The sequence below is a fragment of the Microbacterium sp. SORGH_AS_0888 genome, assembly GCF_030818905.1.
Classification (GTDB): domain Bacteria; phylum Actinomycetota; class Actinomycetes; order Actinomycetales; family Microbacteriaceae; genus Microbacterium.
Genome location: NZ_JAUTAZ010000001.1, coordinates 3425109 through 3443888 on the forward strand (window position 1 = coordinate 3425109; position 18780 = coordinate 3443888).

General features: G+C 66.4%; 19 protein-coding genes. 10 read left to right on the plus strand and 9 right to left on the minus strand.

Translation table 11 applies throughout. The features are described from left to right. Window positions 1-9 precede the first annotated feature (9 nt). Window positions 10-1179, plus strand: coding sequence for an FAD-dependent oxidoreductase (locus QE381_RS16825; protein ID WP_307220016.1), 1170 nt, complete (start codon window positions 10-12; stop codon window positions 1177-1179). Window positions 1180-1512: 333 nt separating this feature from the next. Here QE381_RS16825 and QE381_RS18005 read toward each other — a convergent pair whose 3' ends face one another. Together QE381_RS18005 and QE381_RS16830 are read right to left on the minus strand one after the other, a co-directional pair. Continuing rightward, on the minus strand, window positions 1513-1809 hold the full coding sequence (locus QE381_RS18005; RefSeq protein WP_373426962.1) for a helix-turn-helix domain-containing protein: 297 nt from the start codon (window positions 1807-1809) through the stop codon (window positions 1513-1515). A 333-nt stretch (window positions 1810-2142) separates the two neighbouring features. Continuing rightward, on the minus strand, window positions 2143-3597 hold the full coding sequence (locus tag QE381_RS16830; protein WP_307220018.1) for an MFS transporter: 1455 nt from the start codon (window positions 3595-3597) through the stop codon (window positions 2143-2145). Window positions 3598-3686: 89 nt separating this feature from the next. On the opposite strand from QE381_RS16830, the gene QE381_RS16835 reads away from it, so the two are divergent. Next, entirely contained in the window at window positions 3687-4334 is a 648-nt protein-coding gene (locus QE381_RS16835; protein ID WP_307220020.1) for a TetR/AcrR family transcriptional regulator, read from the plus strand. Between the two features lie 6 nt (window positions 4335-4340). On the opposite strand, the gene QE381_RS16840 is transcribed toward QE381_RS16835, so the two are convergent. Further along, window positions 4341-5108, minus strand: coding sequence for a class I SAM-dependent methyltransferase (locus tag QE381_RS16840; RefSeq protein WP_307220022.1), 768 nt, complete (start codon window positions 5106-5108; stop codon window positions 4341-4343). Window positions 5109-5154: 46 nt separating this feature from the next. Here QE381_RS16840 and QE381_RS16845 point away from each other — a divergent pair, with 46 nt between their 5' ends. Then, window positions 5155-5712, plus strand: a complete 558-nt coding sequence (locus QE381_RS16845; RefSeq protein ID WP_307220025.1) for a hypothetical protein — start codon at window positions 5155-5157, stop codon at window positions 5710-5712. A gap of 222 nt (window positions 5713-5934) precedes the next feature. On the opposite strand, the gene QE381_RS16850 is transcribed toward QE381_RS16845, so the two are convergent. Continuing rightward, complete coding sequence (locus QE381_RS16850) at window positions 5935-6417, minus strand: helix-turn-helix domain-containing protein (RefSeq protein ID WP_307220027.1); 483 nt, start codon at window positions 6415-6417, stop codon at window positions 5935-5937. A gap of 103 nt (window positions 6418-6520) precedes the next feature. Here QE381_RS16850 and QE381_RS16855 point away from each other — a divergent pair, with 103 nt between their 5' ends. Continuing rightward, a complete protein-coding gene (locus QE381_RS16855; protein WP_307220029.1) occupies window positions 6521-7462 on the plus strand; it encodes a MerR family transcriptional regulator in 942 nt (313 codons plus the stop codon). 665 nt (window positions 7463-8127) lie between these two features. On the opposite strand, the gene QE381_RS16860 is transcribed toward QE381_RS16855, so the two are convergent. Then, on the minus strand, window positions 8128-10158 hold the full coding sequence (locus tag QE381_RS16860; protein ID WP_307220031.1) for a SpaA isopeptide-forming pilin-related protein: 2031 nt from the start codon (window positions 10156-10158) through the stop codon (window positions 8128-8130). 354 nt (window positions 10159-10512) lie between these two features. On the opposite strand from QE381_RS16860, the gene QE381_RS16865 reads away from it, so the two are divergent. The 5 genes from QE381_RS16865 (at window position 10513) to QE381_RS16885 (ending at window position 15606) form a co-directional block, all read left to right on the plus strand. Next, window positions 10513-10986, plus strand: coding sequence for a hypothetical protein (locus tag QE381_RS16865; protein ID WP_307220033.1), 474 nt, complete (start codon window positions 10513-10515; stop codon window positions 10984-10986). Between the two features lie 327 nt (window positions 10987-11313). Then, complete coding sequence (locus tag QE381_RS16870; RefSeq protein WP_307220035.1) at window positions 11314-11625, plus strand: hypothetical protein; 312 nt, start codon at window positions 11314-11316, stop codon at window positions 11623-11625. Between the two features lie 498 nt (window positions 11626-12123). Then, window positions 12124-12447, plus strand: coding sequence for a hypothetical protein (locus QE381_RS16875; protein WP_373426963.1), 324 nt, complete (start codon window positions 12124-12126; stop codon window positions 12445-12447). A 227-nt stretch (window positions 12448-12674) separates the two neighbouring features. Beyond that, the gene (locus QE381_RS16880) at window positions 12675-14858 is read left to right on the plus strand and encodes a DUF5979 domain-containing protein (RefSeq protein WP_307220037.1); all 2184 of its coding nucleotides are present in this window, start codon (window positions 12675-12677) and stop codon (window positions 14856-14858) included. Between the two features lie 352 nt (window positions 14859-15210). After that, window positions 15211-15606 carry a hypothetical protein gene (locus tag QE381_RS16885; RefSeq protein ID WP_307220038.1) on the plus strand — a complete coding sequence of 132 codons (396 nt, stop codon included), beginning with the start codon at window positions 15211-15213 and terminating at the stop codon, window positions 15604-15606. A 91-nt stretch (window positions 15607-15697) separates the two neighbouring features. Here QE381_RS16885 and QE381_RS16890 read toward each other — a convergent pair whose 3' ends face one another. Both QE381_RS16890 and QE381_RS16895 read right to left on the minus strand, forming a co-directional pair. Beyond that, window positions 15698-16078 (minus strand): hypothetical protein, encoded by a 381-nt coding sequence (locus tag QE381_RS16890; protein WP_307220040.1) that lies wholly within the window; start codon window positions 16076-16078, stop codon window positions 15698-15700. A 5-nt stretch (window positions 16079-16083) separates the two neighbouring features. Beyond that, window positions 16084-16539 (minus strand): MarR family winged helix-turn-helix transcriptional regulator, encoded by a 456-nt coding sequence (locus QE381_RS16895; RefSeq protein WP_307220041.1) that lies wholly within the window; start codon window positions 16537-16539, stop codon window positions 16084-16086. A gap of 27 nt (window positions 16540-16566) precedes the next feature. On the opposite strand from QE381_RS16895, the gene QE381_RS16900 reads away from it, so the two are divergent. Beyond that, window positions 16567-17388: an SDR family NAD(P)-dependent oxidoreductase gene (locus QE381_RS16900; protein ID WP_307220043.1), complete on the plus strand. Its 822-nt coding sequence runs from the start codon at window positions 16567-16569 to the stop codon at window positions 17386-17388. Here the strand turns inward: QE381_RS16900 and QE381_RS16905 are convergent. After that, window positions 17385-17666: a helix-turn-helix domain-containing protein gene (locus QE381_RS16905; RefSeq protein WP_307220045.1), complete on the minus strand. Its 282-nt coding sequence runs from the start codon at window positions 17664-17666 to the stop codon at window positions 17385-17387. The two genes, QE381_RS16900 and QE381_RS16905, sit on opposite strands and share 4 nt — an antisense overlap. Before the next feature lie 123 nt (window positions 17667-17789). Next, window positions 17790-18731, minus strand: coding sequence for a LysR family transcriptional regulator (locus QE381_RS16910; RefSeq protein WP_307220046.1), 942 nt, complete (start codon window positions 18729-18731; stop codon window positions 17790-17792). Between the last annotated feature and the right edge of the window lie 49 nt (window positions 18732-18780).

Here is an 18780-nt window from a genome sequence, read left to right on the forward strand (position 1 = left end):
AGCGGACGCGTGCTCATCAGCGGTGCCAGCATCGCTGGCCCGACCCTCGCCTACTGGCTGGCCCGCGGCGGATGGGACGTGACAATTCTCGAACGTGCTGAGACGTTGCGGACAGGTGGACAGAACATCGACGTGCGCGGTGCGGGCCGGGAAGTGGCGCGGCGAATGGGTCTCGAACCCGCGATCCGCGCGTGCACCACAGGCGAAGTCGGCACGCAGTTCCTCGACCGCGCGGGGCGAGCTGTCGCGAGTTTTCCTGCCGGAACGGATGACTCGGGTGGGGCCACAGCTGAGCTCGAGATCCTGCGGGGTGAGTTGTCGAGGCTCCTCTTCGAGGCCACCCGCGATGACGTCAGGTATCGATTCGGCACGTCGGTGACGAGCATTGACGACCGTGATCGCGCCGCCCTCGTCGCCACCGACGATGGCACCGAGGCGGAGTACGACGTGGTCGTCATTGCCGAGGGAATGCGGTCGCGTACAAGGCGGCTCGCTTTCCCCGGCGTTTCGCCCGTCGTCTACAAGGGCATGTATACCGCCTACGCGACGATCCCCAGAATCGACTCCGACATCGATTGGTGGAGGTGGTACTCGGCGACCGGTGGCCGCAGCATCACCCTCCGTCCGGACAATCTGGGAACCACGCGGGCCACGCTGTCCTTTCCCGATCGCGAGCCGGAACTCGACCGTCAGAACGACGGCGCTGTGCGTGCGCTCCTGCATCGCGTGTTCAATGATGCGGGCTGGCAGGCGCGGCGCGTCCTCGACGAGATCGATCGGGATGCTGACTTGTACTTCGACCATGTCGGGCAGGTCAAGCTGGATGCCTGGCATCGCGGTCGCACGGTGCTCGTCGGAGACGCCGCCTATTGTGCGTCGCCCCTCAGTGGAATGGGCACGAGCCTCGCCCTGACGGGAGCATACGTGCTTGCAGGCGAGCTGAACACGGGTTCCGGTGTGGAGGGCGCGTTCGCCGCCTATGAGGCGCTCATGCGACCCTACGTCGACAAGGCTCAGGATCTTCCGCCGGGCACTCCTCGGTTGGCCAACCCCCGGACGCGACTCGGCATCGCAGCGTTTCACACCGTTCTCCGTGCCGCGGGGACGGCCGCGGGCCGCCGGATCACCTCGGGTCTCTTCCGGCCGCCGGCGGATCAGATGGAGCTTCCGATGTACTGATGCGCCGTGGCAATGAGGGAGTGCGGGACTTGAGGTGCTTCTCACTGCGCTGGCGCCCATCGTCTACCGCTCAGCCGCTGCCTTCAACGCCATAATCGCCTGGACACGACATGTAGGAGACACGCCCCCGGCGCATGGGCCGTTCGGTTCGGTCGCCGCTCACCTGCCAGCCCGGGCTGCGCATCAGCGCACGCATCTTCCGACGCCCGCAGACGCCGTAGTCCTCCACATGCAGCCTGGCGATCTGGGACGGGGAGCGAGTCGCGCAGCTGCCGTGCCGACGGCTCGCGACCCACGGTGGTGCGCGACGCGTAGTGGGCGCATCCTCGGTAGTCAACCGCGCCTGCTGTTTCGGTTTCGTCCTGGGCGCGGGCGTATGGGAACGCCAGCGCTTCGCAGTCCGTTCAGCACGGTCTGCGGGTCGAACCCGAGCTTGCGTCCTATGGCCGCGGCAGAACGCCCTTCGCGATACAGGGCAGCGGCAGTCGAGATATCCGCCTCGCTCATCCGACGGACGGTTTCAATTGCCGCGAGAAGCGAGATGTGAGCCGACTGTCTGCCGCGTGACGCCGAATTGACGGCCCACATCAGCGACGTTGCCCACTTCGAGGTAACGCGCGACCAGCTCATCTATCTCAGACGGGCGGAGCTGTCGGGCAGATCGGGCTCGCGGCGCTGCTTGCCTCGGTCTCCGGGACTGCGCAGCTTTCAGTACGAGCTCGGCAGCAGTGTGACCGTCGCAATGTTTGGAGTAAGCGTGCAGCAGGTCCACCGACCGGACGCCCGATCGGACACACGAAAGTGTGTCTGATCGGGTTTTCGACATTCGTTATCGGGACATGCTTAGGCCTGCTCCAGCCCTCTCGGGTCCCGCTATCTCCGCCGAACGGGGAGTCGCTTGCAGATCGGGCTTTCGCCGATACCCCCGTCTTATACCACCCCCTTTCCGGCTCTTTGCAGTCATCAGTGTGCTGCCTCGGCGCGGCTACGACGCGCTCTGACGAGAGCAACGGCGAGAAGCGTGAACGCGGTCGTCGTCAATGTCAGGACGCCAAGGGTGATCGCGTTCTCAAGAGTGATCGATTGCGTCGATGTCCATCCCTCTGCGATGAGGGGGCCGCTGGTTGATGCTGCGACGACCAAGCCGACGATGGCGATGCCGATTCCGGCGGCGAGTTCTTGTGCGGTGTCGTTGAATGCGGCGCCGATTGATGTGCGGTCGGAGGGGAGGCCGCGCATGACGTTGATTGTCGTAGTGATCATGGTCACGCGCATGCCTGCGGCGACGAGCATCATCGCGATGGCAATGAGGACATAGCTCAAGCGCGCGAAGAGGGCGTAGAGCAGGAGCCCGGTGATGACCGCGCAGGAGCCGAAGAGCGCGGATTTGTCGATGCCGAATGTCTTGACGATTCGTTCGACGAAGGGTCCGATCGCGATCATGGTGATAACTTGCGGAAGCACACCGAGTGCGGCGAGTGCAGGTGGCCATCCCCACACGAGCTGCAGTTGCAGGGTGACGGTGTAGCCGAGGCCGGCGGTCGCGAGTCCGAGCGCCGCTTGATAAATCAATCCCGTCGAGACGGGGCGGCGTCGGAGTAGCGCCATGTCGATGAGCGGGTGCGACGCTCGGCGCTGACGGACGACGAAGGCAGCGAGGGCGACCACGGCTGCCACGCCGACCGCCCATGCACCTGGAATCGCGTCGAGGAGCATCGTGGGGGTGAGTAGCGCGAGGACAATCGCGGCAGTGCCCAAGATAGCCCCGAGCACATCGATGGGAACAAGGCGCAGCTCATCCGGACGGTCGGCGCGGATCCCGAGACGAATCCCGAGAAAAGCCAGTACAGCGATGGGGACGTTCATCAACAAGAGCGTCTGCCAAGGAGCGACCTCGAGAACCAGCCCGCCGATTGTCGGTCCGACTGCGAGGCCGACGAGTCCGACCGTGGAGATCAGGGCGGTCGCCCGCACGCGGAGTGCATCGTCATCGAAGAGTCGAAACGACAACGCCATCGAACCGGGGGCGGTCATGGCCGCGGCGACACCGGTCAGCGCCCTAAGAAGGACCAGTTCCTCGGGAGTCGACACGAACAAGACTGCCGCGCTTGACACGCCGAACAGCGCGAGGCCGATGAGCATCATGCGGCGGCGACCGAATCGATCAGCGATGGATCCGAAGACGAGCATCAGTGCGCCGAACATCAACGCATAGGCGCCGCTCACCCACTGCAATTCTGATGCGGAGGCTGCCAGATCCTTCGCGATCGTCGGCAGTGCGACGTTCAGCACCGAGGTGTCGAGCATTTCGATGAGGAACACTGCCGCAAGACCCGTGAGGGCAAGCCCCGCAGCGCGAAGCGACTGCGGGCGGGTGCCCGCGTTCGGGTGCTGCTGTGAATTGGATCGCTGTTCCATAATCTCATATTGGATTGCCGTTCCATTTGTGTCAAGATGGAAGCATGCCCGCTTCACACACCTCGGGTCGGCGACGCAAGGACGCTTCCTTGTCGAGGGAGGAGATCGTGCGTGCGGCAATCGAGATCCTCGAAGAGTCCGGCGAAACGGGGCTAACCTTTCGAATGCTCTCAGAACGGTTGCGTAGCGGGTCGGGCGCGATCTACTGGCATGTCTCGAATCGGAACGAACTTCTCGACCTCGCCTGCGAGCAGGTGCTCGCGAACGTCGCCACGGCAAACGACCAGAAGCCCATACGGGAGCTTGAGGCCATCCGCAGCATCGCGCTGTCGCTCTTCGATAACCTTGACCGCCACCCCTGGGTGGGTGCACGACTCCCCAAGAGTCCCGGGCTCCACGGAACACTGAGAGTGCTGGACCGGATTGGCGGACTCCTCGACTCCTACGGCGTCCCGGCCAAACGCCAGTTTTACGTTGCAACGGCAATCGTCACCTACGTGATGGGAGTGGCCGCACAAATGGCCGACAACGCCCAGTCGGTGACTCCCGGGCAGACGCAGGACGAGTGGCTCATGGAACAGTCCAAACGATGGGAAGAGCTTGACGCCGAGCGGTACCCGTTCCTTCACGCCACCGCGTCGGACTTCCGTCACCATGACGACCGAAGCCAGTTCACCGTCGGATTGGACTTGATCCTGCTGGGAATCCAGAGAGACGTCGATTCCCCCGGGCGGTGAATGATCCTAGGCGCTGAGTCGGGTCCTCTTCGGCGCCGGTGGTTTCACTGCACTCAGTGAGGTTGTCGCCATCCAGGGGCCGCTCCACCAGCCGCGCCAGCCGAGCGGTTGGGTTGTGACGTGTAGGCCCGCTGCGCGGAGGTCTTGGGCGTACTGCTTCGTGCGTCGGATGTCCGCGATGAGGATCGTCCCTCCGTCCGAAAGCACTCGCACGGCCTCGTTGATTGCGTCGCGGCGTCCTTCTCGGGAAGGGATGTTGTGAATGGCGAGGCTGGCAGTGATGAGGTCGAACGAGTTCGACTCGTATGGCAGCGCGGTCATGTCTCCGGTGTCGAATCGGACTCGATCATCGACGCCGTTCATCCTTGCGTTCGCCTGTGCGGCCTCCGGGGTGTTCCCGGATTGGTCGACGCTACGCCAGAGATCGATACCGACGACGGTCATCGCTGGGGCTCGTCGTGCCGTCATGATTGCGACCATGCCGTGCCCGCACCCGAGATCGAGTGCGTTCCGGCGATCGCATACGTTCGCGGACCGCAGAATCTGCTCCCAGAGGATGAATTTGCCGCGCAGTGAGGCATACCAGAACAGCGCTGCCCCGAGTGCCGAGGCTAAGGCGACGACGCAGAGGAGGACTGTGATGGGCCGCCACGCAGACCATAAGACCACCGATGCGATGGCAAGGCAGGTGTAGAGGATGGCGTAGCCGATCCACATCCACGGAACCCAGGGGGCGTCCACCCCGTAGCTGCCTAGCGGTCTTTCGCTTCTCATGTCATCATGGTACTATAGTTTTAGTAACGAGTATAGGACGTGGTTGATGTCACGGCAGACGACAAAGATCATGGTGTTGGGAATCGTTGCGTATCGCGGTCCCATCGGTGCGTACGGCATCGAGAAGGTGCTGAAGGAGTGGGCGGTCTCTCGCTGGACGACCATCGCCGCACCGTCGATCTATCAGCAGCTCCGCACCCTGAGCTCGCGCGGTTTCATCGACGTGACGAGCGGCGAGAGCGAACGGGCAACGCAATACGTCTGCACTACAAAGGGTCGTGAGCAGTTGCTCTCCTTGCTGCGGTCACTGCTGGAAGAGCGAGACTTTCAACCGCTGAGCCTGATTCCGCTGCTCTACTTCACGCCCACACTGACGATTGATGAACTTCGTCGCGGACTCTCTGCACGAGTGGCCGCTATCGAGACGGTGCTCGCCCATGAGCAGGAGTTTCTTGATCAGTCGCGAGATCTCGGACCCGCGCATGCCATGGAGATCCTCCGCCTCACGTGGCATGGCTTTCGGGCCGATCGAGACTGGTGTCTCGATTACCTGGCACGTCTTCCGGAATCATGGCAGGTCGGTGGCTGGATTGATTGCGACTGATCTCAGGCGGCCTTACCTTCGCCCACTCGAACACACGCCGCTGACTTCCCTCAGTTGACTGCCACGCCAATCGGCGACCGTTGGCGTACGAGTGACCGCTCTCGTCATGAGGCTCAGTCGAAGTCCGGGTTCGAGCAGATTCCCAAGCACCGGTGCGGCTCGCGAGAGAACGTCGCGCGGAGTGGCATCCCCCTTCGTTTTCCGAGGGCATATGAACTGCCGTCAGCGTGGTCCTTGGCGGTCGCGCCCGGGACGCGCGCGGATCGGAACCTCAACGCTTCGCAGTCCGTTGAGCACGGTCTGCGGGTCGAACCCGAGTCTGCGTCCGATGATCGCGGCCGAACGTCCTTCGCGATACAGCGCCGCCGCGGTCGAGATATCCGCCTCGCTCATCCGGCGAACGGTCTGGATTCCGCGCGAGGCGAGATGCGCACCGACGGTCTGCCGTGTGACACCGAAGTGTCGTGCTACCTCGGCCACGTTGCGCACTTCCTGGTAGTGAGCGACCAGGTCATCTACCTGCGCAGCGCGTAGCTGGCGAGCAGTACCACTCCGCTGCGTAACGGATCGTACTCTGCGGGACTGCGCTGCTTGCACCGCCAGCTCTGCCGGACCGCGGCCGTCGCAATGTTTGGAGTAGGCGTGCAGTAGGTCCACCACATCGGTCTCTTGAGCACAGATCGCACTTGTAAGTGCCAACCTCACGCGGCGCTTCTCCTTCGGGAGGGGCGCCGTTCGTGGTTCCGGCCGGGAGCTTGACCTTATCCCGCGGGGCAAGGTTTAGCGTCGTAGCGGAGGGTGATGAGGGATGCGGATCGGTGAGCTGGCGGAGCGCTCGGGCGTGACGACGAAGGCCGTGCGTTACTACGAGAGGCTGGGGCTGATCGGGCCGAACCGGCTCCCGAACGGCTACCGCGACTACGACGAGAGCCACGTGCGCGTAGTGATCGAGATCCGCGAGCTCGCGGCAACCGGGATCACTGCCCGACAGGCGGCGCCGTTCGTGGAGTGCCTGAGGCTCGGTCACGATCATGGCGACGACTGCGTGTCGTCGCTGGCTGCCTACCGCGACGGCATCGCCGAGATCGACCGGATCATCGCCACCCTCCGTGCCAGGCGAGCGCAACTCGCCGAGCGCCTCCACGAGAGCGCATCTCGCACATTCACGAAGGAGCAGCCGATGAGCGACGACGGCACCTTGCCCAAAGACCTCCCCATCCCCGCCGACGACGGAGCCGCGGCCCACCTGCCCGGACTCGCTCTGCCCGCTCTGACCCTGCCGACCGCCGACGGCGACCAGGTGGATCTGGGCGAGCTCACACCGGGGCGGACGGTGATCTATCTCTACCCGCTCACGGGGCGACCGGATGCGGACCTGCCCGACGGCTGGGACTCGATCCCGGGCGCACGTGGCTGCACCACCGAGGCCTGCGACTTTCGCGACCACCACGACGACCTCCGCAACGCGGGCGTGAACGCCGTCTACGGACTCTCCAGCCAGGACGTCGACTACCAGGCAGAGGTCGTCGGTCGGCTCCGGCTGCCGTTCACGATGCTCTCCGACGAGCGCTTCCGCCTCGCCGACGCCTTGGATCTGCCCACCTTCCGGGCTCCAGGGCGGGACCGGCTCTACTCCCGGCTGACTCTGATCGTCCGAGACGGACGCATCGAGCACGTCTTCTACCCGATCTTCCCGCCCAACACCCACGCACAGCAGGTCCTGACCTGGCTCATCCAGAACCCGGCGTGAGTCGGCACCTCACGCGGCGTCCCGCTCCCCACTCCGAGCGAGCCATCCGGCTCCATCACGAGGCGGGATTATCCGTCGTGCGGCGGAGGACGAGCGGAGCATGTCGGCGTATGTTCAGCAGCGGAGGTGCGAGGGATGCAGAGCGAGTGGGCCGCGAAGATCTTCGGCGACAAGGAAGACCCGCGTGTGCGGTTGCAGTCCGTGTTCGGCGGTGAGGTGCCGGAGAGCGGTCAGCCACCCAGGGCTGCGCTCGAGTGGGCGAGTGTCGTTCTCGAGGGAGTTCCCGTGGAGCGTCGCGACACAGTGAACGTCACGCGTGCTTTTCGGCGAGAGGCTCCACGCCTGACCTTGAGGAGCGCGATCTTCCTCGCGGATCACGTGCTCAGCCGTTCGTAGCTCCGCCAGCCGTTCTTCGGCGCGACCGCACGACGCTAGGACGCATCGGTCGAGTCCGTCGCGATCGAGATCAGAGTGGCGGCGAGGGGTATCGCGGCACGGTGGACGCGGTTCTTCTTCGACGAGTACCCCTTGTCCGAGCTCGGGAACCGGCCGCCGATCGATCACCTCGTCGGAACGGACAACTGGGAGAGTCATATTGCTGCGGCAAGGTGCTGTGGCAACACGACTCTCCCAGCGCGCCGGGTGAGCGCGACGCTAGCGGCGGGTCATGATCGCCGGAACCGTCGATACGAGGCCAGAAGCAGGACGCCGATCAGCATCGCAGCCGATCCGCCCAGTACCAGTGGCCTCCAACTGTCGTCGAGACCGGTGATCGCGAGCTTTTGTGCGGTTTGGACGACGGGAGTGTGCGTTGTCGTGCAGTCAGGATCGGTGGTGCCCGGGACGCAGTTGGACGTCGGCGGGGTCACGCCGGGGGGCACGTCCGCGGAGCCCACGACAACGTTGACGAGTTTGTCGTCGGCGGTCACGTGGGGGCTGACCGTCACCACGTAGGTGAGGGTGGCCGTCTGTCCGACCTTCAGTGCGTCGCTCCAGGTCAACGTGGTTCCGTTGACGACCGGGCTTGCCGCTGAGGCTCCGTTGATCGTCGCGGTCGCGGACCCTTCCACATACGATGCGTTGTCGAGGACGTCTGACAAGTCATCGGTCAGCTTCGCGGGGGTGAGGTCCACGTTGCCGGTGTTCTGCACCACGACCTGGTAGGTGATCTGCTCGCCGGGGCGCACCGTCTGACCGGAAGCCGGGTCGGAGGTCTTCTTCACGTGCATTCCCGGAACGGCGGCCCGGTTGACGATTCCGCCGAGATCAACTGTCGTCGCGTTTCCGCTGATGCTGAAGGTTCTCGTGGAAGCCGTTCCGATGAGGTATCCGGACGGGGCCTGGGTCTCCGTCAGCGTGTAGTCGCCCCAGGGCAGGCTTCCGACGCGCAGAACGCCCCCGGCGGGGTCTTCGTCCGGTGCGCTGTCGTCGGTGATGTTCGCGGAGTAGCCGTCAGGTCCCGTCAGCGTCCACTGTGAGCCGGAGAGCAGCGAAGAGCCGTCGGTCTTGGACCACTGAACGGATCCGAGGAGGGCAGTGTTGCTGACGTTGCAGTCGACGTAGTGCCCCGCGGCGACGTTGGCCGTGACGGTCGCGCCCCCGTCGCTCACGACGAGGTCGCTGCTGGGGATCTGAGCGCCATCGTCGGTGCAGGCCCAGGAGATCGAGTAGTGCGATAGGGCCGTGGACCCGATGCCCTGCTCGGTGAAGCTCACCTGTGATCCGCTGGTCGACGTGATCAGGGGATGCTTCCCGGTCCCGGTCGAGGTGTCTGCTCCCGAGGTCGATGCGCTCGCGATGCTGCGTCCGGAAGTGCTCATCGACACGGTGAACTGGTCGGCCGCGGAGTAGCGGGAGACGACGGTCTTCTCCACGGAGACCTCCGAGAAGACGACGCCGAAAGCCACACCTTGCCTGCTCGTGCCGTAGTCGTCGATAAACGTCGAAGAGATCTGCTGCGGGGCCTCCGACTGCACCGCAAGAATGCCGCGGTTCGGGTTGTACCCCGCTCCGGTGGAGTCACCGAAGTTTCCACCACGGCAGGTCACGGTGTTCGTCCCAAGACCAGAGAGCTCACCCGCGAGGATAGCGGGATCGCCCGTGCACACATCCTTGTAGCCGGACGGGACGAGAGAGAAGAACTGTTGCAGCGGCTTGTCCGACTTCCAGACGAAGCCCTCGTAGTTCGACGTCGTCTCGGCGTCCGCGATCACCATCGACCAGCCAGCGTCGAGTACCACGCCGCCCGGCCCGGTCATGGTGATGTTGCTGAGGGTGATGGTGTCGCGTTCGTTGTACTGGCCCCCGGTGAGGTCCGCGGATTGGTCCTGGTAGAAGGCATAGTCGTCTGCCTGAAGCCCGGAGTAATACGGGACCCCGTCGATCGTGTTGCCCAGCACGCCGCCATCCCACGTCGGAAGACCCGAAGTCCGCACACCGCTCGCGCCCTGCGCTCCCGGAGAAGCCGTCAACGTGAACGTCAGGGTGTAGTCACCCAGCCGAACTGTCTGGTTCTCCGAAGAACCGGCCGTCACCTGCGCGGCGGACAAAGGCTGGAAGTCGGGAAAGCGCAGCCAACACACGGTATCGGCCGACGGGCCGCCCGTGCCGAAGTCGCAATCTTCGACGCCTGCCGGGCCCGCCGCAGAGGCAACGGAGGGGAGCGCCACGAGACCGATGCCGGACAGCACGGCCACAGCGACCAGAGAACCAACGCGTCTCGCGCTCGTCCGAGCCAATTTTTTACGTTTCACATCGCACCTTTCGAGAGTGATTCAGCCAACGGGGAGAGCGCCCGGAGCCAACCGGGTGCCCGCGGCTCTCGTTCCGGCACCGAGGTTCGGCTCGAACGATCACCTGATCCATCACTCTGTGAGATGAGATCCGCAGCGAATCGTGACGCTGCAGTCCTCCGTCACTCCGCTCCGCCCGTGCGACGCATCCGAGTACCCTCGGAACCGGGCGAAAACAGCTGGCTTTTGATCCCACGGGGTCCGTATCGATGGTGAGTGGGCTCAGGTCGTGCGCGTTGGCGTGAAGGTGGTGCCGGGATGAGCGAGTTCTTCTTCTCGATGGACGGTCGGGGCGGGATGGAGTTCCCGGAAGAGCTTCGCCCACCGAGGGAGCAGTTTGCGATCATGTTGGGTCTGCTGCGTGAGGGCAAGCGATCGACGTTCGGGCTCACGCCCGTGCCCGACGGGGTTCACGTCTTGCGTCACATGACGCAGAAAGGGCCTGCCGCGTTCTTGCAGTGTGCGGGCACCGGAGACGAGCTCACGATCGAGTGGCGGCGCCGTGACGATGACGGGCAGTCCCGGCTCTACACGCTGGGGCACACGCAGGATCATGACCCGGAGTTCGTGACGATCGAGTTCTTCGACGGTACGCGCAGCACGCAGGTCCATCCGGACGAGGTGTTCACCGTCGATGAAGCGGTCGACATCTTCACGACCTACTACGAGACCCAGGCCGTTCCCGACCGCTACTCACTCCGCGAGTTCGACCTCACCTGGCCGAAGCCCTGACGATCTCGTCTCCCGGCGGGGGAACACCATCGCATCACCGGTGTCGAGGGCGCGAACTGTCGCAGATGCTTCGACGGAGTCGAACCCCGCGGTCGTGAAGATCGATGGTGAGATCATGAGAGTCGCCGGCGTTCATCTGAAGCGAGTGCCATGAGTAGTGGGAAGCCCACGTTTGTCTACGAGGTCAACAGAGCCTCGTTCGCGAACCTTGTCAACGGTCCGCGGTCGTACGAGGACAACCTGCGCCGGATGGTATCCCTCCTCGGGGAACCGGATCGTTCGACGTTCTCTCTGTCAAAGCTGCCCGACGGTCAGAGCATCTGGGACGTGACGCGGGAAACGCCGCCGAGCGTGTTCGTGCAGGCGGGCGGGACCGCCGATGCCATGACGATCGAGTGGCGACGCGTGGACGAGGATGGTGTCGAGCGGCTCTACACCGTCGGGCACGGCGGGCAGCGCGAGGGCGAGCCCACGGTGGCGATCGAGCTCCTCGGGGGAACAGCCCGCGCTCTCGTCTACCCGGATGAGGTGTTCACCGCGGATGAAGCCGGCGACATCTTCGTGCACTACTTCCACGCGCTCGCAGTTCCCGATCACTACGCTCTCCGCGAGTCGGACCTGACGCCGCTGACGCCCTGACCATCTCGTTCGACGGCGACCGCCACGAAGCGCTCCTCGACTCAGCGGCCCCCAGCGGAACACGCAGTTCGGCCGCTCTGGCCGTCGACGGCGCCATCGCTGCCGACATCGATCTCGACACCGATGCTCACGCGGAGGTGTGCCAGATCGGCCATGACAGCTGGGGAGGGAGCCGGGCACGCTCAACCCGACCAACGGCAGCACGACCATCGCGTCCGGTCCCAGCGTTCCCGCTCGAGCCGTGGTCGAACTCAGCCTCACCGTCCCGGAATCCGACGGTGAGACGCTGCCTATTCCTCTGCCGCGTCGTCCGCGTCGACCATGTCCCATCCCATCCCCTGTGCGTCGGCTCTTCCGGCTTCGACCGTCTCGGTCGATTCCGACACGCGACCCGCCCGCCCCGTGGTCCATTCTTCCGTTACGGGGTCGGTGCGCGCGACGCGCTGCGAAGCGGCAGTCCTCGTGCGCCGTCGGTGTCTACGCGAGGGAGAGGCAGTAATGGATGACGGGTCTACGACCGGATGCGGCTGCCCACCCTGGTGCGCCGGACACGACGACAGTCAGGAGCCCCGCCCGCCTCTCGGACACCGCGGCGAACCGATCATGCTGACCGTCGTGGAGCGTCGCTACGCGTTCTTCTCGTCCGGCCGGACCGACGCTCTCGCGACCACGGAGTTCGTCGTCGCAGCGGAGCAGGATCGCCGGGGGAGTTATGTGTACCTCGGCGCGCTCGAGGATGTCGGCCGCTTCTTCGCACTGACTCGTGACAGCGCCAGGCTGCTGCACTCGGCGCTCGGCGCCGCGCTCACTTCGATGGAGTAGGCCGAATCCGAGCCATCGGGTGATCTTTCGGGTGAATTGTCCGACGTTCGTCTCATGCGGGGAGGCCGATCTTGCTCTAATGATGGCGCCACGCGAACACCTCGTGGCCGCCCCTGACCTGCGGGGGCGTCTGACGTGACCCGACGTTCTCATCCTCCTGCCCCCGTCGTGCTCTCTCGACGGACGGCGCGGCAGTCGGGCGCCCGACCCGGAAAGCGGTTGTCCCCGTGGTTGACACATCTGTGTGGGAAGGGCGCCGTCTGAGGCGCCGCATCCTCGGCTTGGCGGTGGTCGCCGGCCTTGCGGCGGCGGCTGCGCTCGCCGGCCCGATCGCGGCGTCGGCGGCGCCCGTCTCGGGCGGTTCGCTCCTGTCCGATGAGACCTTCTCCGGCGCCACCGTCCCGGACGCGCGGTGGATCGGCCTCGGGGACTCCTGCCTGACCGCCGCGACGCCGGGCTCCGCCCCGCCCGCCGGGGTGTCGAACCTCTCCGGGTGCAGCAAGGTGCAGGACTCCGTGACCAACATGGGCTCCGGATCAGACGGGTATCTCCAGCTCACGGACAACTCCGGTAGCGCCTCCGCGGCGACGGTCCTCGACCGCGCGTTCCCCTCGTCTGCGGGACTGGAGATGACCTTCGACCAGTATCAGTACGCCTCCTCCGGCACAGGGTTCGGGCCGGCGGACGGGATCGGCTTCTTCCTCACCGATGGCGCCTACACACTCACCCAGGCGGGCCCCTCGGGCGGCTCCCTCGGCTACGCATCGATCAATAGCGACGCGGGCATCCCGCACGGGTATCTCGGTCTGGGCTTCGATGTCTTCGGCAACTACGAGAACCAGCCGTACGTCGGCACGTCCTGCCCTGCGCAGAACTCCAGTTCCCCCAGCTCGCCGTCGACGGCCAACAGCGTCGGCCTCCGCGGTCCGGGTGATGGGACCGACGGTTACTGTCTCATCGCGAGCGCCCCCTACGCGAGCTTGCAGAACGCGCCCGCTTCCGCGCCCGGGGGCGCGCGGGGAACGCCGCAGCGGGTCACCGTCACCGTGTCGCCCACGACCCCCAGCGACCCGTACCCCACGGTCACCGCGTCGATCAACGGCGTGCAGGTGCTGCAGGCGACGATGACCACGCCGGTTCCGGCGACGCTGAAGCTCGGCTTCGCCGCATCCACCGGTTCCGGCCACGAGGTCCACATGATCCGCAACGTCGCCGTCTCGTCGATCGACCCGCTGGGGAGCATCGACCTCACCAAGACCGTGGATCACAGCGACGCGACGGGCACGTCTCAGACCGTCTTCACCGAGGGCGACGAGGTCCCCTACAGCTTCCTCGTGACCAACACCGGAGCGGAGGCGCTCTCAAACGTCACCGTGACGGACCCGAAGATCAGCAGCATCAGCTGCCCGGCGACGACTCTGCAGCCGGCGAACTCGTTCACCTGCACGGGAACATACGGGCCGTTGACAGCGTCGGATGTCGCGTCCGGCACCTTCACGAACACCGCGACCGCGACCGGAGTCGACACCGACAACACGACGCACACCAGCACGTCGACCGCCGATGTCGCGACCTACCGGTCCGCGCCGCTCGAGATCGACAAGCGGCTCACCGGCACGGCCGCCTCGGCGGTGGACCCGTCGACGTCGTTCACGGTGGACTATTCCTATCCGGCCGGTGCCTACGTGCCCGCGCCGTCCGCGGCCAGCGGCGCTCCGAGCACGTATCCCGCAGGCTCGGGAACGCTGAGCGTGCATCCGGGCGGCTCTGCGATCTCCTCCTCCCGGATCCCCGAAGGCGCTGTCGTCACGCTGAGCGAGGCGACTCCGGCCACGGTCACCGGCGCGACGTGGGACGCTCCGTCGTTCAGCCAGAATCCCGTCACCATCGGCTCCGACGCCCCGACCACCGTCACTCTGACCAATCAGATCACCGGTGACCCCGGCTCGGTGACCTGGTCCAAGACCGACAGCGACACCGGCGCCCTGCTCTCCGGTTCGGTGTGGTCGCTGACCGGGCCGGACGGGTTCTCCGCAACCATCGCAGACAACGGCAGCCACGATGCGAACCCCACCGCCGGGGACCTCGAGGTCGACGGCTTGCCGTGGGGCCAGTACACGCTCCTCGAGACGACCCCGCCGTCCGGGTACGCCGTCTCCGCGACCACGCACACCTTCACGATCGGCAGCGCGGCGTTGACGGTGAGCCTCGGTGCGATCACGAACAGCCTCGCACCCGTGCCCGCACCCAGCCCGACCGCGGTCGGGCCCGGTGCCGCCGTCAACACCGGTGGCGCCGCTGCCGGCAGCACGGCACCGTGGCTCTGGGGCGGCCTGCTCGCGGCGGGTGCGGTGGGAATCGCTGCCGCGACGATCGTCGTCGTCCGCGCCACGCGACGCCACGACAGCTAGTCGGGTGACAGCCCGGTGGCCCGCCGGCGGTTCGTTCGTCGAACCCGCCGGCGGGCCGCTCGCTCCTCCTTCCGACCCCGCCCATCCGTTCACGCGCAGGGAGCCTCGATGACCCGCACACGGCGCACTCCGCCTGTCGTGCTCCTCGTCGTTCTCGCCGTCTGCATCGCGATGTGCGCCGTCGGCGCCGTCGGGCTGTGGCACTCGCTCCCTCCCGCCCCGACGACGGCCACGGACATGCGAGGTCAGCCGGTGTCGCTCGACCCCGGCGAGGTGCCCGTGCCGGCCGCGTCGTCCGACGCCGTCGCCGACACCGGAGCCCGGTTGGTGGTGCCCTCCGTTCAGCTGGGACGTGCCGCTCGGGCAGCTGAACGAGGTGGACGGGCAGATCACGCCGCCCGGATTCACCTCCGCCTATCAGGTCCGCAACAGGGGCGTCAGCCCCGAGGACAGCGCGCAGGGGACGGTGGTCGTGGTGATGCACTCCCTACGCAACGGTGCCATCGGGCCGGGGAACTATCTGATCGATGTGGACCAGCAACGCTCGAAGCTCGCGCCGGGCGCAGTCGTCGTCGTCGCCGGTGTGGCGTACGCCGTCACCGGATCGGAGCTCATCTCCAAGGACAGCATCGCGGGCCAGTCCTCCGTCTGGTCGAACACACCGAACCGTCTCGTGCTGATCACCTGTCTCCAGCGGCCCGACGGCTCGCCGTCCACGGAGAACCTCGTCATCACCGCGACCCGTTGAGCGGTCGCGCCGCGTTCTCCGGAGGCCTGGGGCTCCTCCGTCGCAAGGGGACCGCCAGCCCGCCCGGCGACCCCCTCCCATGTCGGCGGGATCAGCGCCAGCCGGCGCTCGTGCCGCTCGTGCTCAACACATCCTCGGCCTGGAAAGCGCCGCGGTACCGAGCGGCAGGATGACGGTCGGAGAGCCGACCGCCGCTCTCGGGGAAGAGGCGCTCGCGCAGCGTGCCCGGCGCGTACTCGCGTTGGGCGAGGCCGCGTTCCTGGAGGACCGGGATGACGTGGTCGACGAAGTCGCGGGAGGAGCCGGGGAAGTGCTGCGCGATGATGTTGAGCCCGTCGATGCCGGCATCCTGCCATTCCTCGAGGCGGTCGGCGATCGTCTCGGGCGTGCCCACCATCCGCGGCTCCCGCACGAGGAGGTCGTCGCGGCCGACGGGAACGCCGGGAGAGGCGTCGGCGCCCCGGGTCGGCACGCGGATCAGCCGCCGACGGGGTCCGCCGGGTCCGAGAGGCGCCGAACGCCCGACCAGAAGTCGGTCGCGACCGAGGAGGGTCGCAGCAGTGCGGTGCGAACCGCCTCGGCATGCGCAGGCCGAGCCAGGCTGACCTTGGCCCGGCCCTCTTCCGTGGCGACGATCTGCCGGCGGGCGGCGCCGCCCGATGCGGCCGTGCTGACGAGGAGACCGCGTGCGGCCATGCGCGCCAGCTGACGTGACAGTCGGCTTCGGTCCCAGCCCAGCGACGAGGCGAGCTGGTTCTGGCCGAGTGCTCCGTCGCCGAGCTCGACGAGTCGGGTGAGGACGGAGAAGTCCGGTCCCGACAAGCCGGACGCCGTCTCGATCGCCCGCTCGACCGCGCCCATCACACTCGCCTGTGCGCGTTTCCAGGCCTCCCACTGCTCGGTCTCACTCCGGCTCAGAACTTTTGTTGACATGGAAACATACCGTTCTATGATGTGTACATGGCAACATCAGACTACGCGACTCGCCGGCACGCCGTGCTGATCACCGGCGGCAGCGACGGCATCGGCCTGGGTCTCGCTCGCCGCTACCTCGACGGGGGTCACCGGGTGATCGTGACGGGCCGACGGGACGGGCGCCTTCGTGCGGCGGCCGCGGCTCATCCCGGACTCGAGACCTTCGCGAGCGACATCGGCTCGCCCGAGGCGCGAGAGACGCTCGCGGCGCACATCGCTGACGTGATGCCCGAGCTGGACACGATCGTCAACAACGCCGGAGTCCAGCGTCGTGTCCCGCTCGCGGACGACGACGAGCCGTGGGCTGAGGTGCGTGCGGAGATCGAGATCCTCTTCGAGGGGCCGATGCACCTCAACCGGCTGCTTCTCCCGCTGCTCCTTCGCGCCGATCGTGACGTACTCATCATCGACGTCACCTCCGGGGGTGCGTACATGCCGCAGACCTTCGCACCCGTGTACAGCGCGTCGAAGGCTGCGCTGCACAGCTACAGCGTCAACCTCAGATGGGCGCTCGCGGAGACGCGGATCGGGGTCACGGAGCTCATCCCTCCGGCGGTCGCGACGTCCCTCGCGGGGGACAGTGACCGGCACGGAGCCGATCTCGGCGAGTTCTGCGACGCGGTCTTCCCGCTGCTGGATGGCTCTCGAGACGAGGTGGGGTTCGGCGCCACGGCGTCCGACCTCTTCCGTGACCTGCTCGAACGCCAGAACGAGCTCTTCCTGATGTCCGCGGGCCGTTCGCCGACCCGGCGATACCGACCCGGGCGACCGCGCGACCGCGATGAGGCCCAGGACGCGAGCGCCTAGCGTGCGGTCAGCGGCGGCACGGGCGGGAGCAGCTGCGCGATGCTGACCTCGAGCGCCTGACAGATCGCCAGGACGGTGGCGAGGCGGGGGTTGGTCGCCGCCCCGTTCTTCGTCACCGCACCGCGCTCGTACTGCTGGTAGGCGTACAGCGAGATTCCCGCCCGTTCCGCCATGGTCTCCTGCGTGAGGCCTCGAGCGTCGCGGGCGCGTCGAAGCTCGATCCCGAGCGCTCGCGTGAACTCCGCCCACTCCGGTGTCGCGGCGGGGCTGGAGGTCATCCCTCCACCCTGAGACAAACAAGAGTTGGTGAGAACCAATAGAAATTGGTATTGTCTGCGCGTACTCTGTGCGGCTTCGGCGCAGCCTCCGCGATTCACGCAGCCTCCGCCCGATCGCGGGCGTCAGTCGAGCAGCGGCACGCCGAATCCGGCGACGACGGCCCGCACCTCCTCGAGGTAGCGGTTCGCCTGGTCCGTGAGCGGGATCGCGGAGTGGCCGATCCAGCCGATCTCGATGCGCTCGTCGACATCCAGGGGCACCGCGACGATCTCCGGGTCGAGGTCGTCGCTGATGATGCCGGTCGAGATCGTGTAGCCGTCGAGCCCGATCATGAGGTTGAAGATCGTCGCCCGATCGGAGACCCGGATCTCCTGTGCGCTCGAGAGCGTGGAGAGGATCTCCTCGGCGAAGTAGAACGAGTTGTTCGCTCCCTGGTCGAACGTGAGCCGCGGCAGACCGGCCAGATCCTCGAGACCCACGCGATCGCGGGAGGCGAGCGGGTTCTTCCGGGAGACGAAGATGTGCGGCTCGGCGAAGAAGAGCGCGTGGAACGAGAGCCCGGAGTCTCGGAGTAGCTTGTCGATGACGTTCCGGTTGAAGTCGTTCCGGTAGAGGATGCCGACCTCGCTGCGGAGCGTGCGGACGTCCTCGATGATGTCCCAGGTCCGGGTCTCGCGGAGCGAGAACTCGTACTCGGCCGCCCCGCTGGCCCTGACCATGCGGACGAACGCGTCGACCGCGAAGGAGTAGTGCTGCGTCGACACCCCCAGCAGGCGGCGCGATGGCGGTCGACCCAGGTAGCGCTGTTCGAGGAGTGCGACCTGCTCGACGACCTGGCGCGCGTACCCGAGGAACTCCACTCCCTCGGTCGTGAGAGTGACCCCGCGGGCCGAGCGGACGAGAAGAGCGCGGCCGACGCGGGCCTCGAGGTCCTTCATCGCCGCGGACATCGTCGGCTGGGAGATGTAGAGGAGGTCGGCGGCCGCGCTGATCGAGCCCTCCGCCGCGACCTCGATGAAGGACTGGAGCTGCTGCAGCGAGATGCCGCTGGACCGCCTGGGCATAGGTGAAGGCTATATGAATCGATAGTGCGTCCGAGTTACCCGATGTCAT

Excerpts from the sequence above, each read along its gene's own strand:
- QE381_RS18005 (WP_373426962.1), bottom strand. The coding sequence starts at position 1,809 with ATGAGCTGGTCGCGCGTTACCTCGAAGTGGGCAACGTCGCTGATGTGG.
- QE381_RS16830 (WP_307220018.1), bottom strand. The coding sequence starts at position 3,597 with ATGGAACAGCGATCCAATTCACAGCAGCACCCGAACGCGGGCACCCGC.
- QE381_RS16840 (WP_307220022.1), bottom strand. The coding sequence starts at position 5,108 with ATGAGAAGCGAAAGACCGCTAGGCAGCTACGGGGTGGACGCCCCCTGG.
- QE381_RS16845 (WP_307220025.1), top strand. The coding sequence starts at position 5,155 with ATGTCACGGCAGACGACAAAGATCATGGTGTTGGGAATCGTTGCGTAT.
- QE381_RS16855 (WP_307220029.1), top strand. The coding sequence starts at position 6,521 with ATGCGGATCGGTGAGCTGGCGGAGCGCTCGGGCGTGACGACGAAGGCC.
- QE381_RS16865 (WP_307220033.1), top strand. The coding sequence starts at position 10,513 with ATGAGCGAGTTCTTCTTCTCGATGGACGGTCGGGGCGGGATGGAGTTC.
- QE381_RS16875 (WP_373426963.1), top strand. The coding sequence starts at position 12,124 with ATGGATGACGGGTCTACGACCGGATGCGGCTGCCCACCCTGGTGCGCC.
- QE381_RS16895 (WP_307220041.1), bottom strand. The coding sequence starts at position 16,539 with ATGTCAACAAAAGTTCTGAGCCGGAGTGAGACCGAGCAGTGGGAGGCC.
- QE381_RS16900 (WP_307220043.1), top strand. The coding sequence starts at position 16,567 with ATGGCAACATCAGACTACGCGACTCGCCGGCACGCCGTGCTGATCACC.
- QE381_RS16905 (WP_307220045.1), bottom strand. The coding sequence starts at position 17,666 with ATGACCTCCAGCCCCGCCGCGACACCGGAGTGGGCGGAGTTCACGCGA.
- QE381_RS16910 (WP_307220046.1), bottom strand. The coding sequence starts at position 18,731 with ATGCCCAGGCGGTCCAGCGGCATCTCGCTGCAGCAGCTCCAGTCCTTC.